At 72.8% G+C, this 18134-nt stretch carries 21 protein-coding genes; 5 read left to right on the forward strand and 16 right to left on the reverse strand.

The window, feature by feature from the left end; all coding sequences use genetic code 11:
- Positions 1–94: 94 nt before the first annotated feature.
- From MFF21_RS01320 to MFF21_RS01350, 7 genes are read right to left on the reverse strand one after another with little or no spacing between them, the layout of a single operon-like run.
- The gene (locus tag MFF21_RS01320; RefSeq protein WP_238309382.1) at positions 95–1369 is read right to left on the reverse strand and encodes a hypothetical protein; all 1275 of its coding nucleotides are present in this window, start codon (positions 1367–1369) and stop codon (positions 95–97) included.
- The gene (locus MFF21_RS01325) at positions 1363–2292 is read right to left on the reverse strand and encodes a tetratricopeptide repeat protein (protein WP_238309633.1); all 930 of its coding nucleotides are present in this window, start codon (positions 2290–2292) and stop codon (positions 1363–1365) included. The genes MFF21_RS01320 and MFF21_RS01325 overlap by 7 nt, the downstream gene beginning before the upstream one ends.
- Positions 2293–2302: 10 nt before the next feature.
- A complete protein-coding gene (locus MFF21_RS01330; RefSeq protein WP_238309383.1) occupies positions 2303–3229 on the reverse strand; it encodes a vWA domain-containing protein in 927 nt (308 codons plus the stop codon).
- A gap of 7 nt (positions 3230–3236) precedes the next feature.
- Positions 3237–4259: a VWA domain-containing protein gene (locus tag MFF21_RS01335; RefSeq protein WP_373324878.1), complete on the reverse strand. Its 1023-nt coding sequence runs from the start codon at positions 4257–4259 to the stop codon at positions 3237–3239.
- A gap of 4 nt (positions 4260–4263) precedes the next feature.
- On the reverse strand, positions 4264–4719 hold the full coding sequence (locus MFF21_RS01340; RefSeq protein ID WP_238309384.1) for a DUF4381 domain-containing protein: 456 nt from the start codon (positions 4717–4719) through the stop codon (positions 4264–4266).
- Between the two features lie 39 nt (positions 4720–4758).
- A complete protein-coding gene (locus MFF21_RS01345) occupies positions 4759–5685 on the reverse strand; it encodes a DUF58 domain-containing protein (RefSeq protein WP_238309385.1) in 927 nt (308 codons plus the stop codon).
- Between the two features lie 14 nt (positions 5686–5699).
- Entirely contained in the window at positions 5700–6698 is a 999-nt protein-coding gene (locus tag MFF21_RS01350; protein WP_373324895.1) for an AAA family ATPase, read from the reverse strand.
- Between the two features lie 235 nt (positions 6699–6933).
- On the opposite strand from MFF21_RS01350, the gene MFF21_RS01355 reads away from it, so the two are divergent.
- Positions 6934–7650, forward strand: coding sequence for an MgtC/SapB family protein (locus MFF21_RS01355; protein WP_238309386.1), 717 nt, complete (start codon positions 6934–6936; stop codon positions 7648–7650).
- A 152-nt stretch (positions 7651–7802) separates the two neighbouring features.
- Positions 7803–8489 carry an SDR family oxidoreductase gene (locus MFF21_RS01360; protein WP_238309387.1) on the forward strand — a complete coding sequence of 229 codons (687 nt, stop codon included), beginning with the start codon at positions 7803–7805 and terminating at the stop codon, positions 8487–8489.
- 6 nt (positions 8490–8495) lie between these two features.
- Here the strand turns inward: MFF21_RS01360 and MFF21_RS01365 are convergent, their stop codons facing one another.
- Entirely contained in the window at positions 8496–8834 is a 339-nt protein-coding gene (locus MFF21_RS01365) for a hypothetical protein (RefSeq protein WP_373324879.1), read from the reverse strand.
- A gap of 187 nt (positions 8835–9021) precedes the next feature.
- On the opposite strand from MFF21_RS01365, the gene MFF21_RS01370 reads away from it, so the two are divergent.
- A complete protein-coding gene (locus MFF21_RS01370; protein ID WP_238309389.1) occupies positions 9022–9879 on the forward strand; it encodes a C40 family peptidase in 858 nt (285 codons plus the stop codon).
- Here the strand turns inward: MFF21_RS01370 and MFF21_RS01375 are convergent.
- The 4 genes from MFF21_RS01375 to MFF21_RS01390 all read right to left on the reverse strand — a co-directional run bounded on the left by MFF21_RS01375 (position 9869) and on the right by MFF21_RS01390 (position 12784).
- Positions 9869–10342: an arsenate-mycothiol transferase ArsC gene (locus tag MFF21_RS01375; RefSeq protein WP_238309390.1), complete on the reverse strand. Its 474-nt coding sequence runs from the start codon at positions 10340–10342 to the stop codon at positions 9869–9871. The genes MFF21_RS01370 and MFF21_RS01375 overlap by 11 nt on opposite strands.
- 60 nt (positions 10343–10402) lie before the next feature.
- Positions 10403–10909: a UPF0262 family protein gene (locus MFF21_RS01380; protein ID WP_238309391.1), complete on the reverse strand. Its 507-nt coding sequence runs from the start codon at positions 10907–10909 to the stop codon at positions 10403–10405.
- 65 nt (positions 10910–10974) lie between these two features.
- Positions 10975–12270, reverse strand: a complete 1296-nt coding sequence (hisD, locus tag MFF21_RS01385; protein WP_238309392.1) for a histidinol dehydrogenase — start codon at positions 12268–12270, stop codon at positions 10975–10977.
- Positions 12271–12304: 34 nt separating this feature from the next.
- The gene (locus MFF21_RS01390; protein ID WP_238309636.1) at positions 12305–12784 is read right to left on the reverse strand and encodes a DUF2948 family protein; all 480 of its coding nucleotides are present in this window, start codon (positions 12782–12784) and stop codon (positions 12305–12307) included.
- A gap of 244 nt (positions 12785–13028) precedes the next feature.
- On the opposite strand from MFF21_RS01390, the gene MFF21_RS01395 reads away from it, so the two are divergent.
- Entirely contained in the window at positions 13029–13319 is a 291-nt protein-coding gene (locus MFF21_RS01395) for a hypothetical protein (RefSeq protein ID WP_238309393.1), read from the forward strand.
- 57 nt (positions 13320–13376) lie between these two features.
- Here MFF21_RS01395 and murA read toward each other — a convergent pair whose 3' ends face one another.
- Both murA and MFF21_RS01405 read right to left on the reverse strand, forming a co-directional pair.
- Positions 13377–14666: a UDP-N-acetylglucosamine 1-carboxyvinyltransferase gene (gene murA, locus MFF21_RS01400; protein WP_238309394.1), complete on the reverse strand. Its 1290-nt coding sequence runs from the start codon at positions 14664–14666 to the stop codon at positions 13377–13379.
- Positions 14667–14796: 130 nt separating this feature from the next.
- Positions 14797–14970: a hypothetical protein gene (locus MFF21_RS01405; RefSeq protein ID WP_238309395.1), complete on the reverse strand. Its 174-nt coding sequence runs from the start codon at positions 14968–14970 to the stop codon at positions 14797–14799.
- Between the two features lie 298 nt (positions 14971–15268).
- On the opposite strand from MFF21_RS01405, the gene hemA reads away from it, so the two are divergent.
- The gene (gene hemA, locus MFF21_RS01410) at positions 15269–16600 is read left to right on the forward strand and encodes a 5-aminolevulinate synthase (RefSeq protein ID WP_283206500.1); all 1332 of its coding nucleotides are present in this window, start codon (positions 15269–15271) and stop codon (positions 16598–16600) included.
- 39 nt (positions 16601–16639) lie between these two features.
- Here hemA and MFF21_RS01415 read toward each other — a convergent pair whose 3' ends face one another.
- Together MFF21_RS01415 and pth are read right to left on the reverse strand one after the other, a co-directional pair.
- The gene (locus MFF21_RS01415; protein ID WP_238309396.1) at positions 16640–17401 is read right to left on the reverse strand and encodes an SURF1 family protein; all 762 of its coding nucleotides are present in this window, start codon (positions 17399–17401) and stop codon (positions 16640–16642) included.
- Between the two features lie 61 nt (positions 17402–17462).
- The gene (pth, locus tag MFF21_RS01420) at positions 17463–18068 is read right to left on the reverse strand and encodes an aminoacyl-tRNA hydrolase (protein ID WP_238309397.1); all 606 of its coding nucleotides are present in this window, start codon (positions 18066–18068) and stop codon (positions 17463–17465) included.
- Positions 18069–18134 lie beyond the last annotated feature (66 nt).

Below are 18134 nucleotides of genomic sequence, written 5' to 3' on the forward strand. Positions count from 1 at the left end.
CTGCGACCGGCAAAGACCGGCCTGGACACCCCAACGATTGCGCACAATCCATGTTCCCCTCGGTCGGGGGCGCATCCCCTCGCCCGAACCCGCCTCAGCCGGAGGCCGGCCGGTAGCCGTCGAGGGGCGCGAGCTTCGGTGCGGGGGCCAGCGGGTCGGCAGGGGTCCGGCACGGGCGGGCGAGGCGGCGGGCGAGGGCCGGCAGGTCGGGCGCCGGTGCGCGGCCGGTGCCGTAGACATGGGCGTCGAGGGCGGCGAGCGGCGCGGCGAGGGCGGAATCGGCCTGCCAGCAGGCGGCCAGCGCCGGCTCGGCCTGCTGGGCCTGGGCCAGGGTGGCGCGGAAGCCGGTCGCGTCCCCCGAAGCGGCGGCCCGGCTCAGGCGCCGCCGCAGGGCGCCGTCGAGGCGCAGCCGCCCGCGTCCGGGCACGATACCGACGAGAAGCAGCCCGAGCCCGAAAGCGACGAGCCCCGCGGCCAGCACCACGCCCCAGGAGGCGGAGGCGACCGGCGTCAGGTTCTCCTCGCGGTCGACCAGGCCGCCGCCGATCTGGCGGGCGGGGATCTCCGCCTCCCGCATCACCCGGGACACGGTGTCGAACCAGGGGATCTGGATGGCGTCCAGCGGGATCGCCTCCGGCACGCCGGGGCGGATGTCCCATTGATAGGTCGCCCGGGCCACCGGCCCCTGCGGGGTGACGATGGTCTCGCGCTTCACCGGGCCGGAGAAGGTGACGATGCCGCGGGTGCGCATGACCGGGCGGGGCGGCAGGCCCTCGGCCAGCACGCCCTGGGCCTCCAGGGTGACGATGCGGCGGGCGGTGGCGCCGACCTTCAGGGTCTCCGGATCCGGGTCCCAGCTGTCGGTGATGCTGACGTCGCGGGCGGCGAGCCACCAGGGCTCGGGGACCTCCGGGCCGCCGGTCGGCTGCGTCCAGGTTGCCACGGGCAGGGCGGTCGGGGCGGAGCGCACCTCCACCACCTTGCGCTCGCCGTTGTCGTTGATCGTCAGCTTGTGGACGAAAGGCTCGAGGGTGAAGTCGCCGGCATGGTGGGCGAAGATGGCGACGGTGCGCTCGAATTGCAGCGCCATCTGCCCGTCCGGCATCCGCGTGCGCGACCAGCTGTCCCGGCCGAGCTGAGTCCAGGAGAAGTTGGTCAGCGTCGGCTGGATCACCTCCTCCAGCAGGATCTGGGTGCGGTAGACGCCGCGCAGATGCAGCAGCACCATCTCCCGGGCATAGGGCGTGGCGTTGCCGCCCACCTCCGGCGTCACCGTGAGGCCGAGGTCGCCCTCGTCGAGGGCGCGGGCGCCCGGCGCGGCGGCGAGCAGCGCGACCAGGACCAGGAGCAGCCGGGCGAGCCTCACCATGGATTGCTGCCTCCGGGGATCGCGGTGCCCGCCTCGATGCGGCGGGTCTGCTCGGCCTTGATGCGCAGCTTCAGGAAGCGGCCGGGATCGTCGGGCAGGGTCTGCAGCCAGAGCCGGTCGGGATGGATCTCGTGCGCCTCGAAGCTCTTGGTGACGCGCCGCGCCTCCCGCTCGGGGGCGGCGGCGACCATGGCTGAGCCGGCGCCGGTGCGGCCGCGCCCGGCGGCGTCGCTCGCCGAACCGCGGGCCTCGCCCTTGCCGGAATCGATCGATTGCTGCTCGGCCTTGCCGCGGCGGGCGACCTTGCTGTTGCCGGGCAGGGAGGCGCTGGCGCTCGCCTCCTTGTTGCCGGCGAGCCCCTCGCCGCTCGAGGCGGCGTTGATGTCGTCGTTCTGGTCCTGGTTCGTGGTGTTGTTGTAGCGGGCGCCGTATTGCGCGGTGCCGTTGGCGAGGCCGCCGCCCTTGCCGCGGTCGATCGGCTCTTCCATCAGCTTGGCGATCAGGGAGCGGTTGGCCTGCGCGTCCCCGTCGCGCGGGTTGAAGGACAGGGCCTCGTCATAGGCCGCAAGCGCCCCCGGGAAATCCCCGGAACGGGCCAGCGCGTTGCCGAGATTGTAGCGGCCACGCTTGCCCTGCTCCCGGAACAGGACCGCTGCCGCCTCGTAGCGGCCGGCCTCGTAGAGGGCGGGGCCGCGCCAGGCCGGATCGGTGATGACCGCGGCGGCGAGCCCGGGCAGGCCGAGCCCCATCAGGGCGCGGCCGAGCCCGGTGCGCGGCTCCGAGACCAGGCTCAGGCCGAGGATGCCCGCGCCCGCCAGGACGAGGCCGGCGAGCCGGGCATGGCGGCGCCAGCGCCGGGAGAGACCGGCCAGAGGCGGGACCCCGAAGGGGACAGCGCCCGCGAAGCTGCGCCGATCCGGCATCGCGACCATCTCAGGCGCTCCTGCGGAAGAGGATCAGAGCCGGGATCAGGGCGGCGAGCAGCAGCCAGCGGCCGAGATCGGCGAAGGCGAGCACGCTGTAGCCGCCGGCGGCGAGATGCTGGGCCGTGCTGGCGCCGACCCGGTCGAGCACGGGGCCGGGGGCGTCGACATCGGCGGCCCGGCCGCCGCCCGCGCTCGCGAGCCGGCCCAGCGCCGCCGCGTCGGGCTGGGGGGCGCCCGGGGGCAGGGGGCGGGAAGCCGGCACGAACAGGGTGTGCAGGTGCCAACCCTTGGCCCGGATCGCCTGCGCCTCGCGCTCGGCGGCCTGGCCAACGCCGTCCCCGTCGCTGATCAGCACGACGTCCGCGGCGACCACGTTGGCCTCGGCCAGCGTCCGGCGGGCCAGGGCGAGGCCGCGCTCGGGATGCGTGCCCCGGTCGGGGATGGTGTCGGCGTCGAGGGCGAACAGCATGGTGCCGAGGCTGTCGCGGTCGGTCGTCGGGGAGGCGGCGAGATAGGCGTCGCCGGCATAGATCACCACCGCCACGGAGCGGGTGCCCGCCGCCTGCCCCACCGACTCCGCCGCCTGCCGGGCGTCCCGGAAGCGGCCGCCCTCGGTGACGGAGCGGGACAGGTCGAGCACGACCACGGTGGCGTCGAGGTTGCGGAAGGCCGCCGCCTCCGGCCGCTCGACCGCCGGGCCGGTCAGGGCCATGGCGATCACGGCGGCGAGGAGACCGGCAGCGAGGTTCGCCTGCCGGCGCCCGCCCAGCACCGCCCCGCGCCGGGCGAGGAGCGCCATCAGGGCGGGATCGACCGCCTTGCTCCAGTCGCCCAGCGGGGCCGAGCGCCAGGCCGCGCGCAGGACCAGCACCGCCACGACGGGCAGGGCGACGAGCCAGAGCGGGCGGAGGAGGGCGAAGGCGTCGAGGGTCATGTCCGCCTCACCGTGCCCGCCGCGTGGCGAGCAGCCCGCAGGCGCAGAGGAAGGCGAGGGCGGCGGGCCAGGTCCAGAGGTCGCGCCGCAGGGGCACGGGCGGCGCGGCGGCGCGCCCGCCCTCCAGGGTGTCGATGGCGCCGGCCACGTCCTGGAGATCGTCCGTCGTCTTCACGCGGAAGGCCTTGCCGCCGCTGACCTCGGCCATCTCACGCAGGGTCTGCGCGTCGACCACGTCCTGCTCGCCGTCCGGGTTGTCGTCCATGTCCCGCGGGCCGAGGGCGATCGTGTAGATGCGCACGCCGACCTCCTTGGCCAGCGCCGCCACGTCCCGCGGCAGGGTCTGGCCGGCATTGTTGGCCCCGTCCGAGAGCAGCACCACGACCTTGTCCTTGACCGGAGCGCCCTCCTCCGCGCCGGGCTTGCCGGCGCTGAGCCGCTTCAGGGCGAGGCCGAGGCCGTCGCCGATGCCGGTGGAGCGGCCGACCAGGCCGATCGTCGCCTCCTCCAGAGCGTGGGCGACGGCGGCGGTGTCGAAGGTCGGCGCGGCGGCGACATAGGCCTCGTTGGCGAATTGCACGAGGCCGATCCGGTCCCCCGCCCGCGCCCGGATGAAGCCAGCGCCCACGCGCTTGACCGCCTCCAGCCGGCTCACGGTTTCGCCGTCGAGGGAGAAATCCTTGCGCTCCATGCTGCCCGAGAGGTCGAGGGCGAGGATGATCTCCCGGCCGGAGGCGGGCAGGGCGCTCGCGGGCAGGACCAGGCGCGGCCCGGCGAGCGCCACGGCCAGGGCGATCCACAGGATCCAAAGCAGCCAGGCCCGGCCGCGGCCGCGGGCGACCAGGCCGGCGCCGCGCTCGGCCCCACCGACGAGGGTCGGCGGCACCAGGAGCGCGCCGCTGCCGCCCTCGCGCTCCGCCGGCATCAGCCGCGCGGCGATCAGGGGCAGGGGCAGGAGCAGCAGCGCGAGGGGCGCGGCGAGATCGAAGGCGGAGAGGGCGGCGGAGAGCCAGGCGGGCAGGGCGAACATGGCGTCAGGCCCGGATCTTGGCGAAGAGCCGGCCGAGCTCGGCATCGAGGGCGGAGGAATCCGCGGCGGCCGACCGGCGATAGAGCCCCTCCACGAGGAGGCGGCCGCCGCCCCGGCTGAAGAAGGTGGTGGCGAAGGTCTGGTCCAGGATGGAGGCCCAGGCCTCCCCGCGGCTCGCGGCGGCCGCCTCCCCTTTCAGCGAGCGCACGACCCGGCGCAGCAGCCGGGCCTGGGCCACGCGCCGGGCTTCGGGCTCCAGGGCGGCGGTTCGGGCGAGCTCCCGCAGGGCCGCCCGGCGCAGGGAAGCGCTGCGGCGCGCCTGCAGGGCCCGCACCAGCCCGACGAGCAGGGCGAGGGCGAAGCCGGCGGCGATGGCGGCCACGACCGCCCCCTGTATGCCGGTGCCGCCGGTGGGCAGGTGCAGGCCGCGCAGGGCGGAGAGATCGGGCGCGGGCGTCACGGCTGCCCGCCCGGCGAAGGCGCCTCGGAGGACGACATCTCAGAGCACGGCATCGAGCCGCTCCATCAGCGGGGCGTAGCTCTCCGGACCGGCCTCCGCATCGATGCGCAGGCCTTCGACGCCCCGGCGATGCAGATCGAGCAGGCGCTCCTCCAGCCCGTTCGCCGCCGCGCGGCCGCGGGCCTGGAGGGTGCCGCGCGCCCCGTCCGGCGTGGCGAAGGGGTAGAAGCCGGCCGGGCGGTCCCGCTCGAAGGCGTCGCTGACCACGAGGGCGCTGATCGAGAGCCGCTCAGCCAGAGCCGTGAGCAGCGGGTCGAAATCGGGACCAGGGGCATCGAAGGCACTGGCGACGACGAGATGGCCGCCGGAGGGCAGCAGGCTGCCGGCCAGGGTGAGACTCTCCGAAAGCGGCGGGTCGGCCCGCTCGGACGCGGCCAGGGCCCGGGCATGGGCCTGGGCGAGGGCGCCGGTGACCGCCGTCATCGCCCGCTCGCCCCCGGCCGGGCGGATCACCGCGGGCTCCCCGAGGCCCGCCGCGATCAGGCCGATGCGGCCGCCATCGCCGACGATGCGCCAGCCGAGCAGGGCGAGGGCCTCCGCCGCCGCGACGGAGCGCAGGGCCCGCCGCGTCCCGAACAGCATGGAGGGCCGGAAATCGGCGAGGAGCACCACCGCCCGGTCGCGCTCGTCGTGATGGGTGCGGACATGCAGGATGCCCGTGCGCGCCGTGGCGTTGCGGTCGATGTGGCGCCGGTCGTCGCCCTCCGACCAGAGCCGCACGTCGTCGGGCTCGGAGCCGCGGCCGCGCTTGCGCGTGACGATGCCGCCGGGCAGGCCGGCCAGGGTGCGGGTCGCCGGGGACACGCCGCGCCGGGCGAGATGGCGCAGGCCCATCAGCACCTCGCCGGACAGATGGACCCCGGGGGCGAGGAGGGGATCGTCGGCGGGGGCGGGGGCGGCGGACATGGACGCGTCCCGCCTCAGAGCGCCCGGGTCCGCTCGACGAGCCCCTGGATGATGCCGCGGGTGGTGCGCCCCTCCGCCGCCGCCCGCCAGGTGAGGCCGATGCGGTGGGCGAGGGCGTCGGCGGCGAGCTCCGCCACGTCCTCCGGGATGACGTGGTCGCGGCCCGCCAGATAAGCCCGGGCCTTGCCGGCCACCATCAGGGCGAGGGTGCCGCGGGGGGAGGCGGGATGCTCGATCGCCGCGCGCAGTTCCGGCGCGACCGCGTCGGTGCGGGTGCCGGCGACGAGCCGCACGAGATAGTCCTTGAGGGCCGGCGAGACATAGGTGGCGAGCGCCGCCTCGCGGGCCGCCCGGATCTCCGCCAGGGAGAGCTTCACCGGCATCGCCTCGGCATGGTGGTTCAGCTCGCCCTCGACGAGGTCGAGGATGCGCCGCTCGCTCGCCTCGTCCGGCATCTCGACCACGACGTGGAGTAGGAAGCGGTCGAGCTGGGCCTCGGGCAGGGGGAAGGTGCCCGCATGCTCGATCGGGTTCTGGGTCGCCACCACCATGAAGGGATCGGGCAGGGCGTGGGTGTGGCCCGCCACCGTGATCTGGCCCTCGGCCATGGATTCGAGCAGGGCCGACTGCACCTTGGGCGGGGCGCGGTTCACCTCGTCCACCAGGATCAGGGAGTGGAACAGGGGGCCGGGCAGGAACTCGAAGGTGCCGGCATCCTGGCGCCACACCGTGGTGCCGGTGAGGTCGGCCGGCATCAGGTCCGGCGTGCACTGGACGCGGGCGAAGGAGCCGTCGAGCCCGTCCGACAGGCGCTTGACCGCGCGGGTCTTGGCGAGACCCGGCGCGCCCTCGATCAGCAGGTGGCCGCCGCTCAGGAGGCCGATCAGCAGGCGCTCGACGAGCTTGTGCGCCCCGATCAGGCCGTGCTCCAGCCCCTCGCGCAGGGCGAGGACGCGCGCCCGCGGATCCTCGGCGGCGGGGGAGGGCGCGACGGCGCGCGGCGCCAGGCCCACGCCGCTCACGCGCGCGTCTCCCGATGGGGGACGAAGTCCCGCTTCATGAACGTCTCCTCGGTATGGATTCTTAGGCGATCCATAGGTTAGCCGGTGTGCCTGCTGCCCCGCCCGGGCGTCAATCCCGTCGGCGAAACCCGGGCAATTTGCCTCGGCACCCCCGCCGCCCGCACCGTCCCCGAACGATCGCAACACCATCACGGAAACGTCACGAACGCTCGATTATGAGCCCTGGATGCCCGGCCCCTTCCCGATCCCGACGCCCGAAGCCGTCAATTCCGCGATCAGCCTCGTCGTCGCCTTCGGCCTCGGCACGCTGATCGGGGCGGAGCGCCAGTTCCGGCAGCGCACCGCGGGCCTGCGCACAGCCGTGCTGGTGGCGGTCGGCGCCTCGGCCTTCGTCGATCTCGGCATGCGGTTGACCGGCGGGGACGGCGCCGTGCGCACGGTTGCCTACGTGATCTCCGGCATCGGCTTTCTCGGCGCCGGCGTGATCATGAAGGAGGGCACCAATGTGCGCGGCCTCAACACCGCCGCCACCCTCTGGTGCTCGGCCGCGGTCGGCTCGTTCGCGGGGGCGGACCTGCCCCTGGAGGCGATCTTCGTCACCGCGGCGGTGCTCGCCGGCAACACGCTGCTGCGCCCCCTCGTCAACCTGATCGATCGCATCCCGATCGACGAGAGCCAGACGGAGGCGACCTACGAGGTCCAGGTCACCACGGACGCGGAGGCCGCCGGCCCGGCCCGCGACCTGCTCGTGGAGCGGCTGGAGGCCGCGAACTACCCCGTGGGCAGCGTCGAGGTGGAGGAACGCGGCGAGGAGGTCGTCGAGGTGGTCGCGACGCTGACGGCGCGGGCGGTCGAGGGCGAGGAGCTCGATGCCGTCACCACGGCCCTCGCGGCCGCTCCCGGCATCCGCCACGCGACCTGGTCGGTGCGCGCGGGCGACTGAGCGATCGGACCGGCGTCGCTCCGAAATTTCATCCCTGGACCATGTGCGCCCGCGCACCTGTGCGCAGGGGAGCCTCTTTCCGGCCGCTGCGGCGGGCCCGACTTCGCCCGCTGCGGCCGGGTCCTTGATCCCGCGGCCGCAGGAGAGATGACATGGCATCCTCGCAGAAGAGCGCGCTCATCGTCGGGGCCTCGCGCGGCCTCGGTCTCGGCCTCGTCGAGACCTTCCTCAAACGCGGCTGGCGGGTCACCGCGACCCAGCGCAAGCCCTCGCCCGAGTTGGGACGGATCGCGGCACCCGCCCTGTCGGTGGAGACCGCCGACATCGACGACGACGCTTCCGTGGCCGCCCTGCACGAGCGTCTGGCCGGCCAGCGCTTCGACCTGATCTTCGTGGTGGCCGGCGTGGCGACCCAGGCCCACGATCCGATCCACACCGTGCCCCGGGCGGTCACCTCCCAGGTCTACCAGACCAACGCGGTCAGCCCCCTGCGCTTCGCCGAGGTGTTCGCAGGCTCCGTGGCCCCGAACGGCACCCTCGCCTTCATGAGCTCGATCCTCGGCAGCGTCGCCCTGAACGAGAGCGGGGATTGGGAGAATTACCGGGCGAGCAAGGCGGCGCTCAACACCTATGCCCGCAGCTTCGAGGTCCGGCACCGCGAGGACGGCTTCGGCGTGCTGCTGCTGCATCCGGGCTGGGTGCGCACCGACATGGGCGGCCCGGGGGCGGATATCGACGTGGAAACCAGCGTGACCGGGATGGCGGACATCATCGAGCGCCGGCTCGGGGAGAAGGGCTGCCTTTATCTCGACTATCGGGGTGAGACGCTGCCCTGGTGAGTGCGGTCAGCGGCGCGGCTCGATCGGACGCCCGCGCCGCTCCACCACCACGGTCGGCCGCGCCCGGCGCTCCACGATGACCGTGCGCGGCCCCCGGCTGGGATTGCCCGGCGTCATGATCCGCTCGGGCGCCCGTTCCGGCTTCGCCTTGGCCTTGGCCGCCTCGAGGACGTGCGGGCGCACTTCGTCGACGGGCAGACCGATCAGGCCCGCCGCGATCTCGACCTGCTGCTCGGTGTCGTCCGCGAGATCCTGGGCCGCGGCAACGGCCTCCTCCACGGTGGGGGGCTCGCGCCGCACGCGGATCGGCGGCAGATCCTGGAAGCTCTTGGGCGGATTCTTCACGGCACGCCTCGCGGTCATCATGTGCCAAGCATAGGACGGACCAACCCGATTGTGCAGCGCATCACGCGCAAGCCCGATGCGCGGCTTGCACGGCTGCCGCGCTCCGGGAAGACCCGCCGCTCTCCTCCGGCAACCCACGAGGGGCCACCCGGTTGTCCGGATTTCGGTGAAGCCTTAAGCCCGGAAGATGTCGAACGACACGCGCGATCCCCGCCTGACGCCCGCCCGTCCCGACCTCGCCGATGCGCGGCTGCGCGGCGTGGTCGAGGCCGCGCGCTATGTCGAAGGGCAGCCGCGCCGGGTCGTCCTGCCCTCCACGCCCCTGCGGCGGGCGCCGCGGGCCGATGCGGCGGTCGACACCGAAGCGGTGATGGGGGACCCCGTCACGGTCTACGAGACCCGCGACGGCTTCGCCTATGTGCAGCAGGAGCGCGACGGCTATGTCGGCTATCTCGCGGAGGCGGCCCTCGGGCCCGCGGATCCGGAGCCGACCCACCGGATCAAGGCCCTGCGGACCTTCATCTATCCGGAGCCCGACCTGAAGCGGCCCCCGCTGGCGCATCTGAGCCTCGGCGCCTGCCTGACGGCGGTCGATACAGCGGGCGACTATCTCACGCTTTCGGGGGGCGGCTACGTCTTCGCCGGCCATGCAGGCGGCCTCGACGGCTTCGAAGCCGACTTCGCGGCCACGGCCGAGCGCCTCGAAGGCACGCCCTATCTCTGGGGCGGGCGCACCAGCCTCGGCCTCGACTGCTCGGGCCTCGTGCAATTGTCGCTGCTGATGGCCGGCCTGCCCTGCCCCCGCGACGCCGACCAGCAGGAGCGCGGCCTCGGCACCGCCCTGCCCCTGGAGCCGGACGCCCTGCGCCGGGGCGACCTCGTGTTCTGGAAGGGCCATGTCGGCCTGATGCTCGACGCGACCCGCCTGATCCACGCCAACGGCCACCACATGGCCGTGACGGTCGAGCCCCTGGCCCTCGCCATGGAGCGCATCCGGGTGAAGAGCTACGGCCCCGTGACCGGGATGCGCCGGATCAGCCCTTGAGCCGGCTCTTGATGCGGAAGATCAGCCCGTCGCGCACGTCGCGGTAGCCGTCGAGGCGCTGCTCGCGGGAGCCCTCCTGCAGCACCGTCGGATCGGGCGTCGGCCAGTACTCGACATCGGCGGCGAGCGTCCGGGTCAGTTCGAGGGCCCGGTGATGAGCCTCCGGCGCCAGGGTGATGATCAGGTCGAAGTTCAGGCCCTCCCACTCCTCCAGGTCCTCGACCGTGCGCGGCTTGTGGCGGGAGGCATCGATGCCGATCTCGTCGAGGGCCGCAACCATGAAGGGATCGCGCGGCTCGCCCGAGCGCACGCCCGCAGACTGCACGTAGATCGACTTGCCGAAATAATGGCGCGCGATCGCCTCCGCCGCGAGCGAGCGCACGGCGTTGAAGTTGCACATGAACAGAACGGACTGAACCCGCCGCTTTCGGGCCGGGCCGTCCGGTGTGAGCGCCTCCGCCATTCCTGGTCCTGCGGCCTCAGGGAAAAGCGGGCCGAGCGAGAGGCCGCGTCATGGCGTGCCTCATCCCTTCCAGTGCAAGGCGAAGACCAAGGTGAACAGGCGCCGGGCGGTGTCGTGGTCGAGATCGACCTTGCCTTCGAGCCGCTGCCGCAGGAGCTCGGACGCCTCGTTGTGCAGGCCGCGGCGACCCATGTCGATCGCCTCGATCTGCGTCGGGGAGGCGGTTCGGATGGCGTTGAAATAGCTCTCGCAGATCATTTCGTAGTCGCGGATCACCCGCCGGAACGGGGTGAGCGAGAGCAGGTGGGTCATCACCGGCTCGCCGCTCTCCCGGGTGATGGCGAAGGAGAGCTTGTTCTCGACGAGGCCGAGATTGAGCGCATAGGGCCCTTCCTGGCCCGGCACCACGAAGACGTTCTCTTCGAGGATGTCGAAGATCGCGATGGCGCGCTCGTGCTCCTGGTCGCGGTTGCCCCGGGCGATGGAGCCCTCGTCGAGGCTCACCGCCACGAGGCGGTTCCTGGACCGCTCGCTCGCCCCCGCTTCCTTGTCCGCTTCGGCCGTCATCGTGCTGGCCTTCTACCGTATCTGCACGGGGGGCGAACCCCCGCCCCTCATGTCGGAGCGTCTTGTCAGAGATTGAGCCGGATCGCGACCGAGCGCGCGTGCCCGTCCAGACCTTCCGAGCGCCCGAGGGCGATCGCGGCCGGCCCCAACGCCCGCAGGGCGGCCGGGTCGCAACGCAGGATCGAGGTGCGCTTCATAAAGTCGAGCACGCCGAGTCCGGAGGAGAAGCGGGCCGAGCGGGCAGTGGGCAGCACGTGATTCGGGCCGCCGACATAATCGCCGATCGCCTCCGGCGTGTGGGCGCCGAGGAAGATCGCGCCGGCATTGCGGATCCGGGCCGCCAGGGCCTCGGCCTCCTCGGTCTCGATCTCCAGATGCTCCGGGGCGAGCTGGTCGACGAGGGGGATCGCCTGCTCGAAGCTCTCGACGCGGATGATGGCGCCGTAATCCCGCCAGCTCGCCCGGGCGATCTCGGCGCGGGGCAGGGTGGTCAGGGCCCGTTCCACCGCCTCCTCGGCGCTGCGCGCCAGCGCATCCGAATCGGTGATGAGGATGGCCTGGGCCGCGGTGTCGTGCTCGGCCTGGGCGAGGAGGTCGGCGGCGATCCAGTCGGGGTTGGCCGCCCCGTCGGCCAGGATCAGCACCTCGGAGGGGCCGGCGATCATGTCGATGCCGACCTGGCCGAAGACGCGCCGCTTGGCGGCCGCGACATAGGCGTTGCCCGGCCCCACGATCTTGGCGACCGGCGCGATCGTCTCCGTGCCGTAGGCCAGGGCCGCCACGGCCTGGGCGCCGCCGACCCGGTAGATCTCGTCGATGCCGGCGAGCTTGGCGGCGGCGAGCACCAGCGGGTTGAGCTGCCCCTCCGGCGTCGGCACCACCATGACGATGCGCGGCACGCCGGCGACGCGCGCCGGCACGGCATTCATCAGCACCGAGGAGGGGTAGCTCGCCGTGCCGCCGGGCACGTAGAGGCCGACGGATTCGAGGGCGGTCCAGCGCCAGCCGGCGGTCACGCCGAGATCGTCGGTGGCGAGGTGATCGCCGGGCACCTGGGCGCGGTGATAGGTCTCGATCCGCTCGGCGGCGAGGGCCAGGGCGGCCCGCGCCTCGGCCGGGCAGGCAGCCACCGCCGCCTCGACCTCGTCCGGGGTCACCCGCAGGCGGGCGGGGGAGAAATCCTCGCCCAGGCGGTCGAAGCGGCGGGTGTAGTCGACGAGGGCCGCGTCGCCCCCGGAGACCACGCCGGCGATGATGCCGCGCACGGTCTCGTCCACGTCCTCGGCGATCTCGCGCTTGACGCTGAGCAGGCGGCGGAAGCCTTCCGCGAAACCGGAATCGCGGGAATCGAGGCGGATCATGGACGTGGACCGGGGCAGGAGAGGGGGAGACGGCTCATCGGGCGTTGCCCTGAAGGCCATCCTGGAGGGCGATGCGGCCGGCGGCCTCGGCTTCGTGGTCCGGGCGGCCCTCCGCCTCCCAGACCGGGCCGAGATCGCGCATGCGCACCTCGATGCATTCGAGATCGAGCCGGATCGCCGCGCCCCCGGCGAAGACCAGGGTGGCGCAGCCGGAGGGCGGATCCCCCGGCTCGAAGGTGATCGCGAGCAGTTCGAGGGGCTCCGCGGAGGGGTTGTCCGGCGCCAAGCCCCTGGCCTTCACGCCGAGCACGCGCTCGAAATGCAGGCCGGTGAGCCGGCGGCGCGGGGGCGTGCCCTCGGGCGCGGCCCAGTCGAAGCGGCGGGCGACCAGCACGAAGCGGCGCTGCGCGGGAAGCCAGGTCATGTCCCCCCGCTGCAGGACGGCGTCCTGGAGATGGGCGGAGATGACGGCGAGGTCCTCGGCGTCGAGGGCTGCGAGCTTCAGGAGCTCCATGGCGGGTCGCGGCTCGGGGAGGCGGCTGACGGGCGACGCCACGGGGCGTCGGCGCATCAGGTAGCGAGCGCATGTGCCCACGGCAACCGCCGATGAGCGGGGCAGGGGCGCGCCGCGCGACCGGGCCGGACCGACGCGGGGCGCGAACCTGACTTTTCCGGCGAACCTTGGCCTCTCAGTCCGCGTTCATCTCCCGGTCGATATCCGGGGAGCCGGATCAGCCACCAATTAGGGAGTTTGGGCGGTGAAGCGCTTCGTGCTGGCGGCAACGGCCGCGGTCACCCTCGCGACGGCGGTGCCCGCGAGCGCGCAGTATTATCGGGATTACGGTTACGACCGGCCGCCGCCGCCGCGCTACTATCGCGACGAGGACGATGACGATCGTCCCCCGCCGCCCCGCCGGCGCTGGCGCGGCGGCGGCAGCGTCTGCGTGACCGCCCGCGGCAACTGCCCGGCCCCGCCCCTGCCGCCGAACTCGTCCTGCGCCTGCGACATCCCGGGCTTCGGGGTGAAGCGCGGCGCCACCGCCTACTGAGACGTCCGGGAGCCCTGCCCGATCGCGATCCGATCGGGCGGGGCTTCGCGTGTCGGGTCAGACCCGCACGCGCTCGATCCGGGCGCCGCAGCGGCCGAGCTTGGCCTCCAGCGCCTCGAAGCCGCGGTCGAGGTGATAGACCCGGTTGATCTGGGTCTCGCCCTCCGCCGCCAGCCCGGCGATCACCAGGGAGACCGAGGCGCGCAGGTCGGTGGCCATCACCGGGGCACCCTTCAGCCGCTCCACGCCCTCGACGATGGCCGCGTCGCCGTCGAGCCGGATCCGCGCACCGAGGCGGGCGAGTTCCTGCACATGCATGAAGCGGTTCTCGAAGATGGTCTCGCGGATGCGCGAGGAGCCCTTGGCGAGGGTCATCAGCGCCATGAACTGCGCCTGCAGGTCGGTCGGGAAGCCCGGGAACGGATCGGTGGTCACGTCGACCGCGGCGATGCCGGCGCCGTTGCGGCGCACCCGGATCCCGTCCGGCACCGGGGTGATCTCGGCCCCCGTGGTCGCGAGCACGTCGAGGGCCGCGTGCAGGAGGTCGGCGCGGGTGTTCTCCAGCACCACGTCGCCGCCCGTCATCGCCACGGCCATGGCGTAGGTGCCGGTCTCGATCCGGTCGGGCAGGACCTCGTGGCGGGCCCCGTGCAGGCGCGCCACGCCCTCGATCTCGATGCGCGGCGTGCCGGCGCCCTTGATACGCGCGCCCATCTTGATGAGGCACTCGGCCAGATCGACCACCTCCGGCTCGCGGGCGGCATTCTCGATCACCGTGGTGCCGTAGGCGAGCGCGGCGGCCATGAGGGCCACGTGGGTGCCGCCGACCGTGACCTTCGGGAAGCTGATCTCGCCGCCGCGCAGGCCGTTCTTGGTCTTCGCGACCACGTAGCCGCCGTCGATCTCGATCTGCGCGCCGAGCTTCTCCAGCGCCATGATCAGCAGGTCCACCGGCCGCGTGCCGATGGCGCAGCCGCCGGGCAGGGAGACCTTGGCCTCGCCGAAGCGGGCGAGCAGCGGCGCCACCACCCAGAAGCTCGCCCGCATGGTCGAAACGAGCTCGTAGGGCGCGGTGGTGTCGATGACGTTCGAGGCGGTCAGCCGGATGGTCTGGCCGGTCTCGGTGGTCTGCCCGGGCCGCTTGCCCACCACCATCTGATCGACGCCGTGATTGCCGAGGATGCGGGTCAGCGCCGTGATGTCGGCGAGCCGGGGCACGTTGACGAGCTCCAGCGTCTCGCCGGTCAGCAGGCTCGCGATCATGAGGGGCAGCGCGGCGTTCTTGGCGCCCGAGATCGGAATGACCCCGTTGAGCTTCGCCCCGCCGGTGATGTGGATGCGGTCCATGTCGATCCTTCGGGCGCCGGCTCGGCCTCTCGGCTTCAGGCCGGCGCGTTCCTGCAATCCTCCCGGCGCGGGAGCGCCGAGGCGAACGGCCACGTATAGGCCGGATTTGGCGGAAAGGGGACGGCGCGACTCAGCATGCGCCGGGTGTCGGCTTCCCCGGGCGGTGCGCTTCGGCGACGGCCTCCCCCGGCTCCTCGGATCGGCCGCGGGCCTGGTCCTTGCGGCGCCTCAGGTTGTCGCGCAGGGCCGCCTTGAGCCGGTCGCCGCGGGCGTCCGGACGTTTGTCCCGGTTCTCGTCGCTCATCCGCGCATCCGTGATCGCGCGACCCATCGTCCCAGGCGCGGATACCGGCTTTGCCCGTCCGTCACAACGGGTGCAAAGCAGGAATGTCTCGAACTCACCTTGAACCAATTCCAGATCGGTCTGTATCCTGTCGCTCCGTCGTTGGAATGGTGTGAGGCCGTTTCGGTGACCGCACGGAAGGGAGTCGCGGGAGAGAGCGGCTCGAAGCCGGATGCTCTCGAACAAGCGAGAGCGGGACCGCAGACTTGAACCCGACGGTTCACTCGGAGCCGGCGGCCAGCACATGCGTCGAGGACGGATGCCCGTGGATCGGATGCCCGCAAAGACCGACAGGATCGAGACACTCTCGGCTGCCGGCGGAACACGCAAAGATTGCGCCAACCCGGCGCCCAAGCTCGACTACGAGCGCTTTTTCGCCACGGCCATGAACCGCCTGCACAGCGAGCGGCGCTACCGCGTCTTCGCCGATATCGAGCGCATCGCCGGCCAGTTCCCGCAGGCCCGCTGGCGCAAGTCGGATGGCGGCACCCGCGAGATCACCGTGTGGTGCTCCAACGACTATCTCGGCATGGGCCAGCATCCGGAGGTGGTCGGCGCCATGACCGAGACCGCCGCCCGCTGCGGCGTCGGCGCGGGCGGCACCCGCAACATCGCCGGCAACACCTCGCCGCTGGTGGATCTCGAGCGCGAGCTCGCCGACCTGCACGGCAAGGAGGCGGGCCTCGTCTTCACCTCGGGCTATGTCTCGAACCAGACCGGCATCGCCACGATCGCCAAGCTGATCCCGAACTGCCTGATCCTGTCGGACGCCTTCAACCACAACTCGATGATCGAGGGCGTGCGCCAGTCGGGCTGCGAGAAGCGCGTCTTCCGCCACAACGATCTCGGCCATCTGGAGCAGCTGCTGGTCGAGGCCGGCGACCGGCCGAAGCTGATCGTGTTCGAATCCGTCTACTCGATGGACGGCGACGTGGCGCCGATCGCGGCGATCTGCGACCTCGCCGACCGCTACGGCGCCATGACCTATATCGACGAGGTGCATGCGGTCGGCCTCTACGGCGACCGCGGCGCCGGCATCGCCGAGCGCGACGGCGTGATGCACCGGGTCGACGTGATCGAGGGCACGCTGGCCAAGGGCTATGGCTGCGTCGGCGGCTACATCACCGGCTCGGCGGCGCTCTGCGACGCGGTGCGCAGCCATGCGGCCGGCTTCATCTTCACCACCGCCCTGCCCCCGGCCATCGCCGCGGCGGCCCGCGCCTCGGTGCGCTACCTCAAGCATTCCCAAGCGGAGCGCGCGGCGCATCAGCGCCAGGCGGCCAAGACCAAGGCCGCCCTCGACGCCGCCGGCCTGCCGGTGCTGCCGACCGAGACGCATATCGTGCCGGTGATGGTGGGCGACGCGGAGCTGTGCAAGGCGGCCGCCGACCACCTGCTGGAGCGCCACGGCATCTACATCCAGCCGATCAACTACCCGACCGTGCCCCGGGGCACCGAGCGCCTGCGCATCACGCCGACGCCGTTCCACGACGACGCCCGCATCGCGACCCTGACGGACGCCCTGGTCGAGACCTGGAACACCCTGGACCTGCCCCGCGCCGGCACGATCTTCGCCGCCGCGGCGGAGTGAGGCCGAGGCCGCTTCCGGTTCGCCGGAGCGGCCCGTCCCTCAATCCGCCTGGGCCTCCTTGAGGCGGCGGGCGGAGAAGACCGAGAAGACGCCCACCAGGCAGGCGGCGATGCCGAACCAGGTGAAGGCGTATTGCAGGTGGTTGTTGGGCAGGTCGACCCGCAGCTGGCCGCCCCGCGGCCAGCTGCCGGGATTGGCGGTCGCATCCGCCTCGATCATGTAGGGCGCCACCCGATCGAGCCCCCGCGCCGCCGCGATGCCGGCGATGTCGCGGTTGAACCATTCGCCCCGGGCCGGATCCGGCGCCGGCACGAACAGGCCGCGGGGCTCGCTCGCCCGCAGCATGCCGGAGACCCGGGTCTCGCCCGCGATCTGGCCGGCCTTGCGGTCCTCCGGGTTCTTCAATTCGGTCGGCACGATGCCGCGATTGACCAGGATGACCGAGCCGTCCGCCCGCTGGAGCGGGGTGATCACGTAATAGCCCTGGAGGGCGCGACCGGGCGTGTCGCCGGGAGCGAGCCCGTGGACCAGCGTCTCGCGGTCGTTCAGGAGCACGCCCTCGGCGGCGACGTGCCGGAATTCGTCGGCCTTCGCATCCCAGGCCTCGAAGGGGGGAGGCGGCACCGGCGCGGCCCGGGTGCGCTCGACGATGCGGGCGATCAACGCCTCCTTCTCGCCCTTGCGGGCGAGCTGCCAGAACCCGAGTCCCAGCAGGATCGCGAGGCAGACGAGGGTGGCGAGGCCGGGCGCGATCAGGCGGCGCCAGGGCGCGGGCGCAGGATAAGCCGCTTGCTGGCTCAACGGTGGTGAACTCCTCGGCCGGGACGGGGCGGCAGGGATATCCCGTTGCCCGCCCGCGGCGTCAATTGCGGCCGATCGGCTTCTGCTCGTCCCAGCCCCGCCCCGCCATGGCGAGATGGACCTTGTTCTGGAAGCTCGCATCCTCGCCGGCGGCGAGCAGGGGCGCATGGTCGGCCACCGCCCGGCAGAGATCCTCGACCCAGGGCTCCTCGGCCTTGGCGAAGTCGTTGAGCACGTAGGCGTGGACCAGGGCCTTGTCCCCGGGATGCCCGATGCCGAGGCGGACCCGGCGATAATCGTTGCCGCATTGCGCCGTGATCGAGCGCAGGCCGTTATGGCCGGCATTGCCGCCGCCGGTCTTCACCCGGAGCTTGGCCGGGGCGAGATCGAGCTCGTCGTGCAGCACCATCACGTCGGAGAGGGCGATCTTGTAGAAGCGCTGCGCCTCCGCGACCGAGCGGCCGGACTCGTTCATGTAGGTGAGGGGCTTCAGCAGGATGACGCGCTCGCTGCCGAGCACCGCCTCGCTCGCCTCGCCCTGGAAGCGCTTCCGGAACGGGGCCGCCCGGTGCACCCGCGCGATCTCGTCGAGGGCCAGGAAGCCGATATTGTGGCGGTTGTGCGCGTAGCGCGGGCCGGGATTGCCCAGGCCGACGATGAGCCGCATGGAACCTCGCCTTCGCAGGAGACGGGAGGGAACGGGCCTTCCGAAACGAAAAAAATGCCCCGGCAG

Origin of the sequence: Methylobacterium organophilum, from assembly GCF_022179465.1 — a bacterium.
In the GTDB taxonomy this organism is placed as follows: Bacteria; Pseudomonadota; Alphaproteobacteria; order Rhizobiales; family Beijerinckiaceae; genus Methylobacterium; species Methylobacterium organophilum.

Excerpts from the sequence above, each read along its gene's own strand:
- MFF21_RS01320 (WP_238309382.1), bottom strand. The coding sequence starts at position 1,369 with ATGGTGAGGCTCGCCCGGCTGCTCCTGGTCCTGGTCGCGCTGCTCGCC.
- MFF21_RS01325 (WP_238309633.1), bottom strand. The coding sequence starts at position 2,292 with ATGCCGGATCGGCGCAGCTTCGCGGGCGCTGTCCCCTTCGGGGTCCCG.
- MFF21_RS01330 (WP_238309383.1), bottom strand. The coding sequence starts at position 3,229 with ATGACCCTCGACGCCTTCGCCCTCCTCCGCCCGCTCTGGCTCGTCGCC.
- MFF21_RS01335 (WP_373324878.1), bottom strand. The coding sequence starts at position 4,259 with ATGTTCGCCCTGCCCGCCTGGCTCTCCGCCGCCCTCTCCGCCTTCGAT.
- MFF21_RS01345 (WP_238309385.1), bottom strand. The coding sequence starts at position 5,685 with ATGTCCGCCGCCCCCGCCCCCGCCGACGATCCCCTCCTCGCCCCCGGG.
- MFF21_RS01355 (WP_238309386.1), top strand. The coding sequence starts at position 6,934 with ATGCCCGGCCCCTTCCCGATCCCGACGCCCGAAGCCGTCAATTCCGCG.
- MFF21_RS01360 (WP_238309387.1), top strand. The coding sequence starts at position 7,803 with ATGGCATCCTCGCAGAAGAGCGCGCTCATCGTCGGGGCCTCGCGCGGC.
- MFF21_RS01370 (WP_238309389.1), top strand. The coding sequence starts at position 9,022 with ATGTCGAACGACACGCGCGATCCCCGCCTGACGCCCGCCCGTCCCGAC.
- MFF21_RS01375 (WP_238309390.1), bottom strand. The coding sequence starts at position 10,342 with ATGGCGGAGGCGCTCACACCGGACGGCCCGGCCCGAAAGCGGCGGGTT.
- MFF21_RS01380 (WP_238309391.1), bottom strand. The coding sequence starts at position 10,909 with ATGACGGCCGAAGCGGACAAGGAAGCGGGGGCGAGCGAGCGGTCCAGG.
- hisD (WP_238309392.1), bottom strand. The coding sequence starts at position 12,270 with ATGATCCGCCTCGATTCCCGCGATTCCGGTTTCGCGGAAGGCTTCCGC.
- MFF21_RS01390 (WP_238309636.1), bottom strand. The coding sequence starts at position 12,784 with ATGGAGCTCCTGAAGCTCGCAGCCCTCGACGCCGAGGACCTCGCCGTC.
- murA (WP_238309394.1), bottom strand. The coding sequence starts at position 14,666 with ATGGACCGCATCCACATCACCGGCGGGGCGAAGCTCAACGGGGTCATT.
- MFF21_RS01405 (WP_238309395.1), bottom strand. The coding sequence starts at position 14,970 with ATGAGCGACGAGAACCGGGACAAACGTCCGGACGCCCGCGGCGACCGG.
- hemA (WP_283206500.1), top strand. The coding sequence starts at position 15,269 with ATGCCCGTGGATCGGATGCCCGCAAAGACCGACAGGATCGAGACACTC.
- pth (WP_238309397.1), bottom strand. The coding sequence starts at position 18,068 with ATGCGGCTCATCGTCGGCCTGGGCAATCCCGGCCCGCGCTACGCGCAC.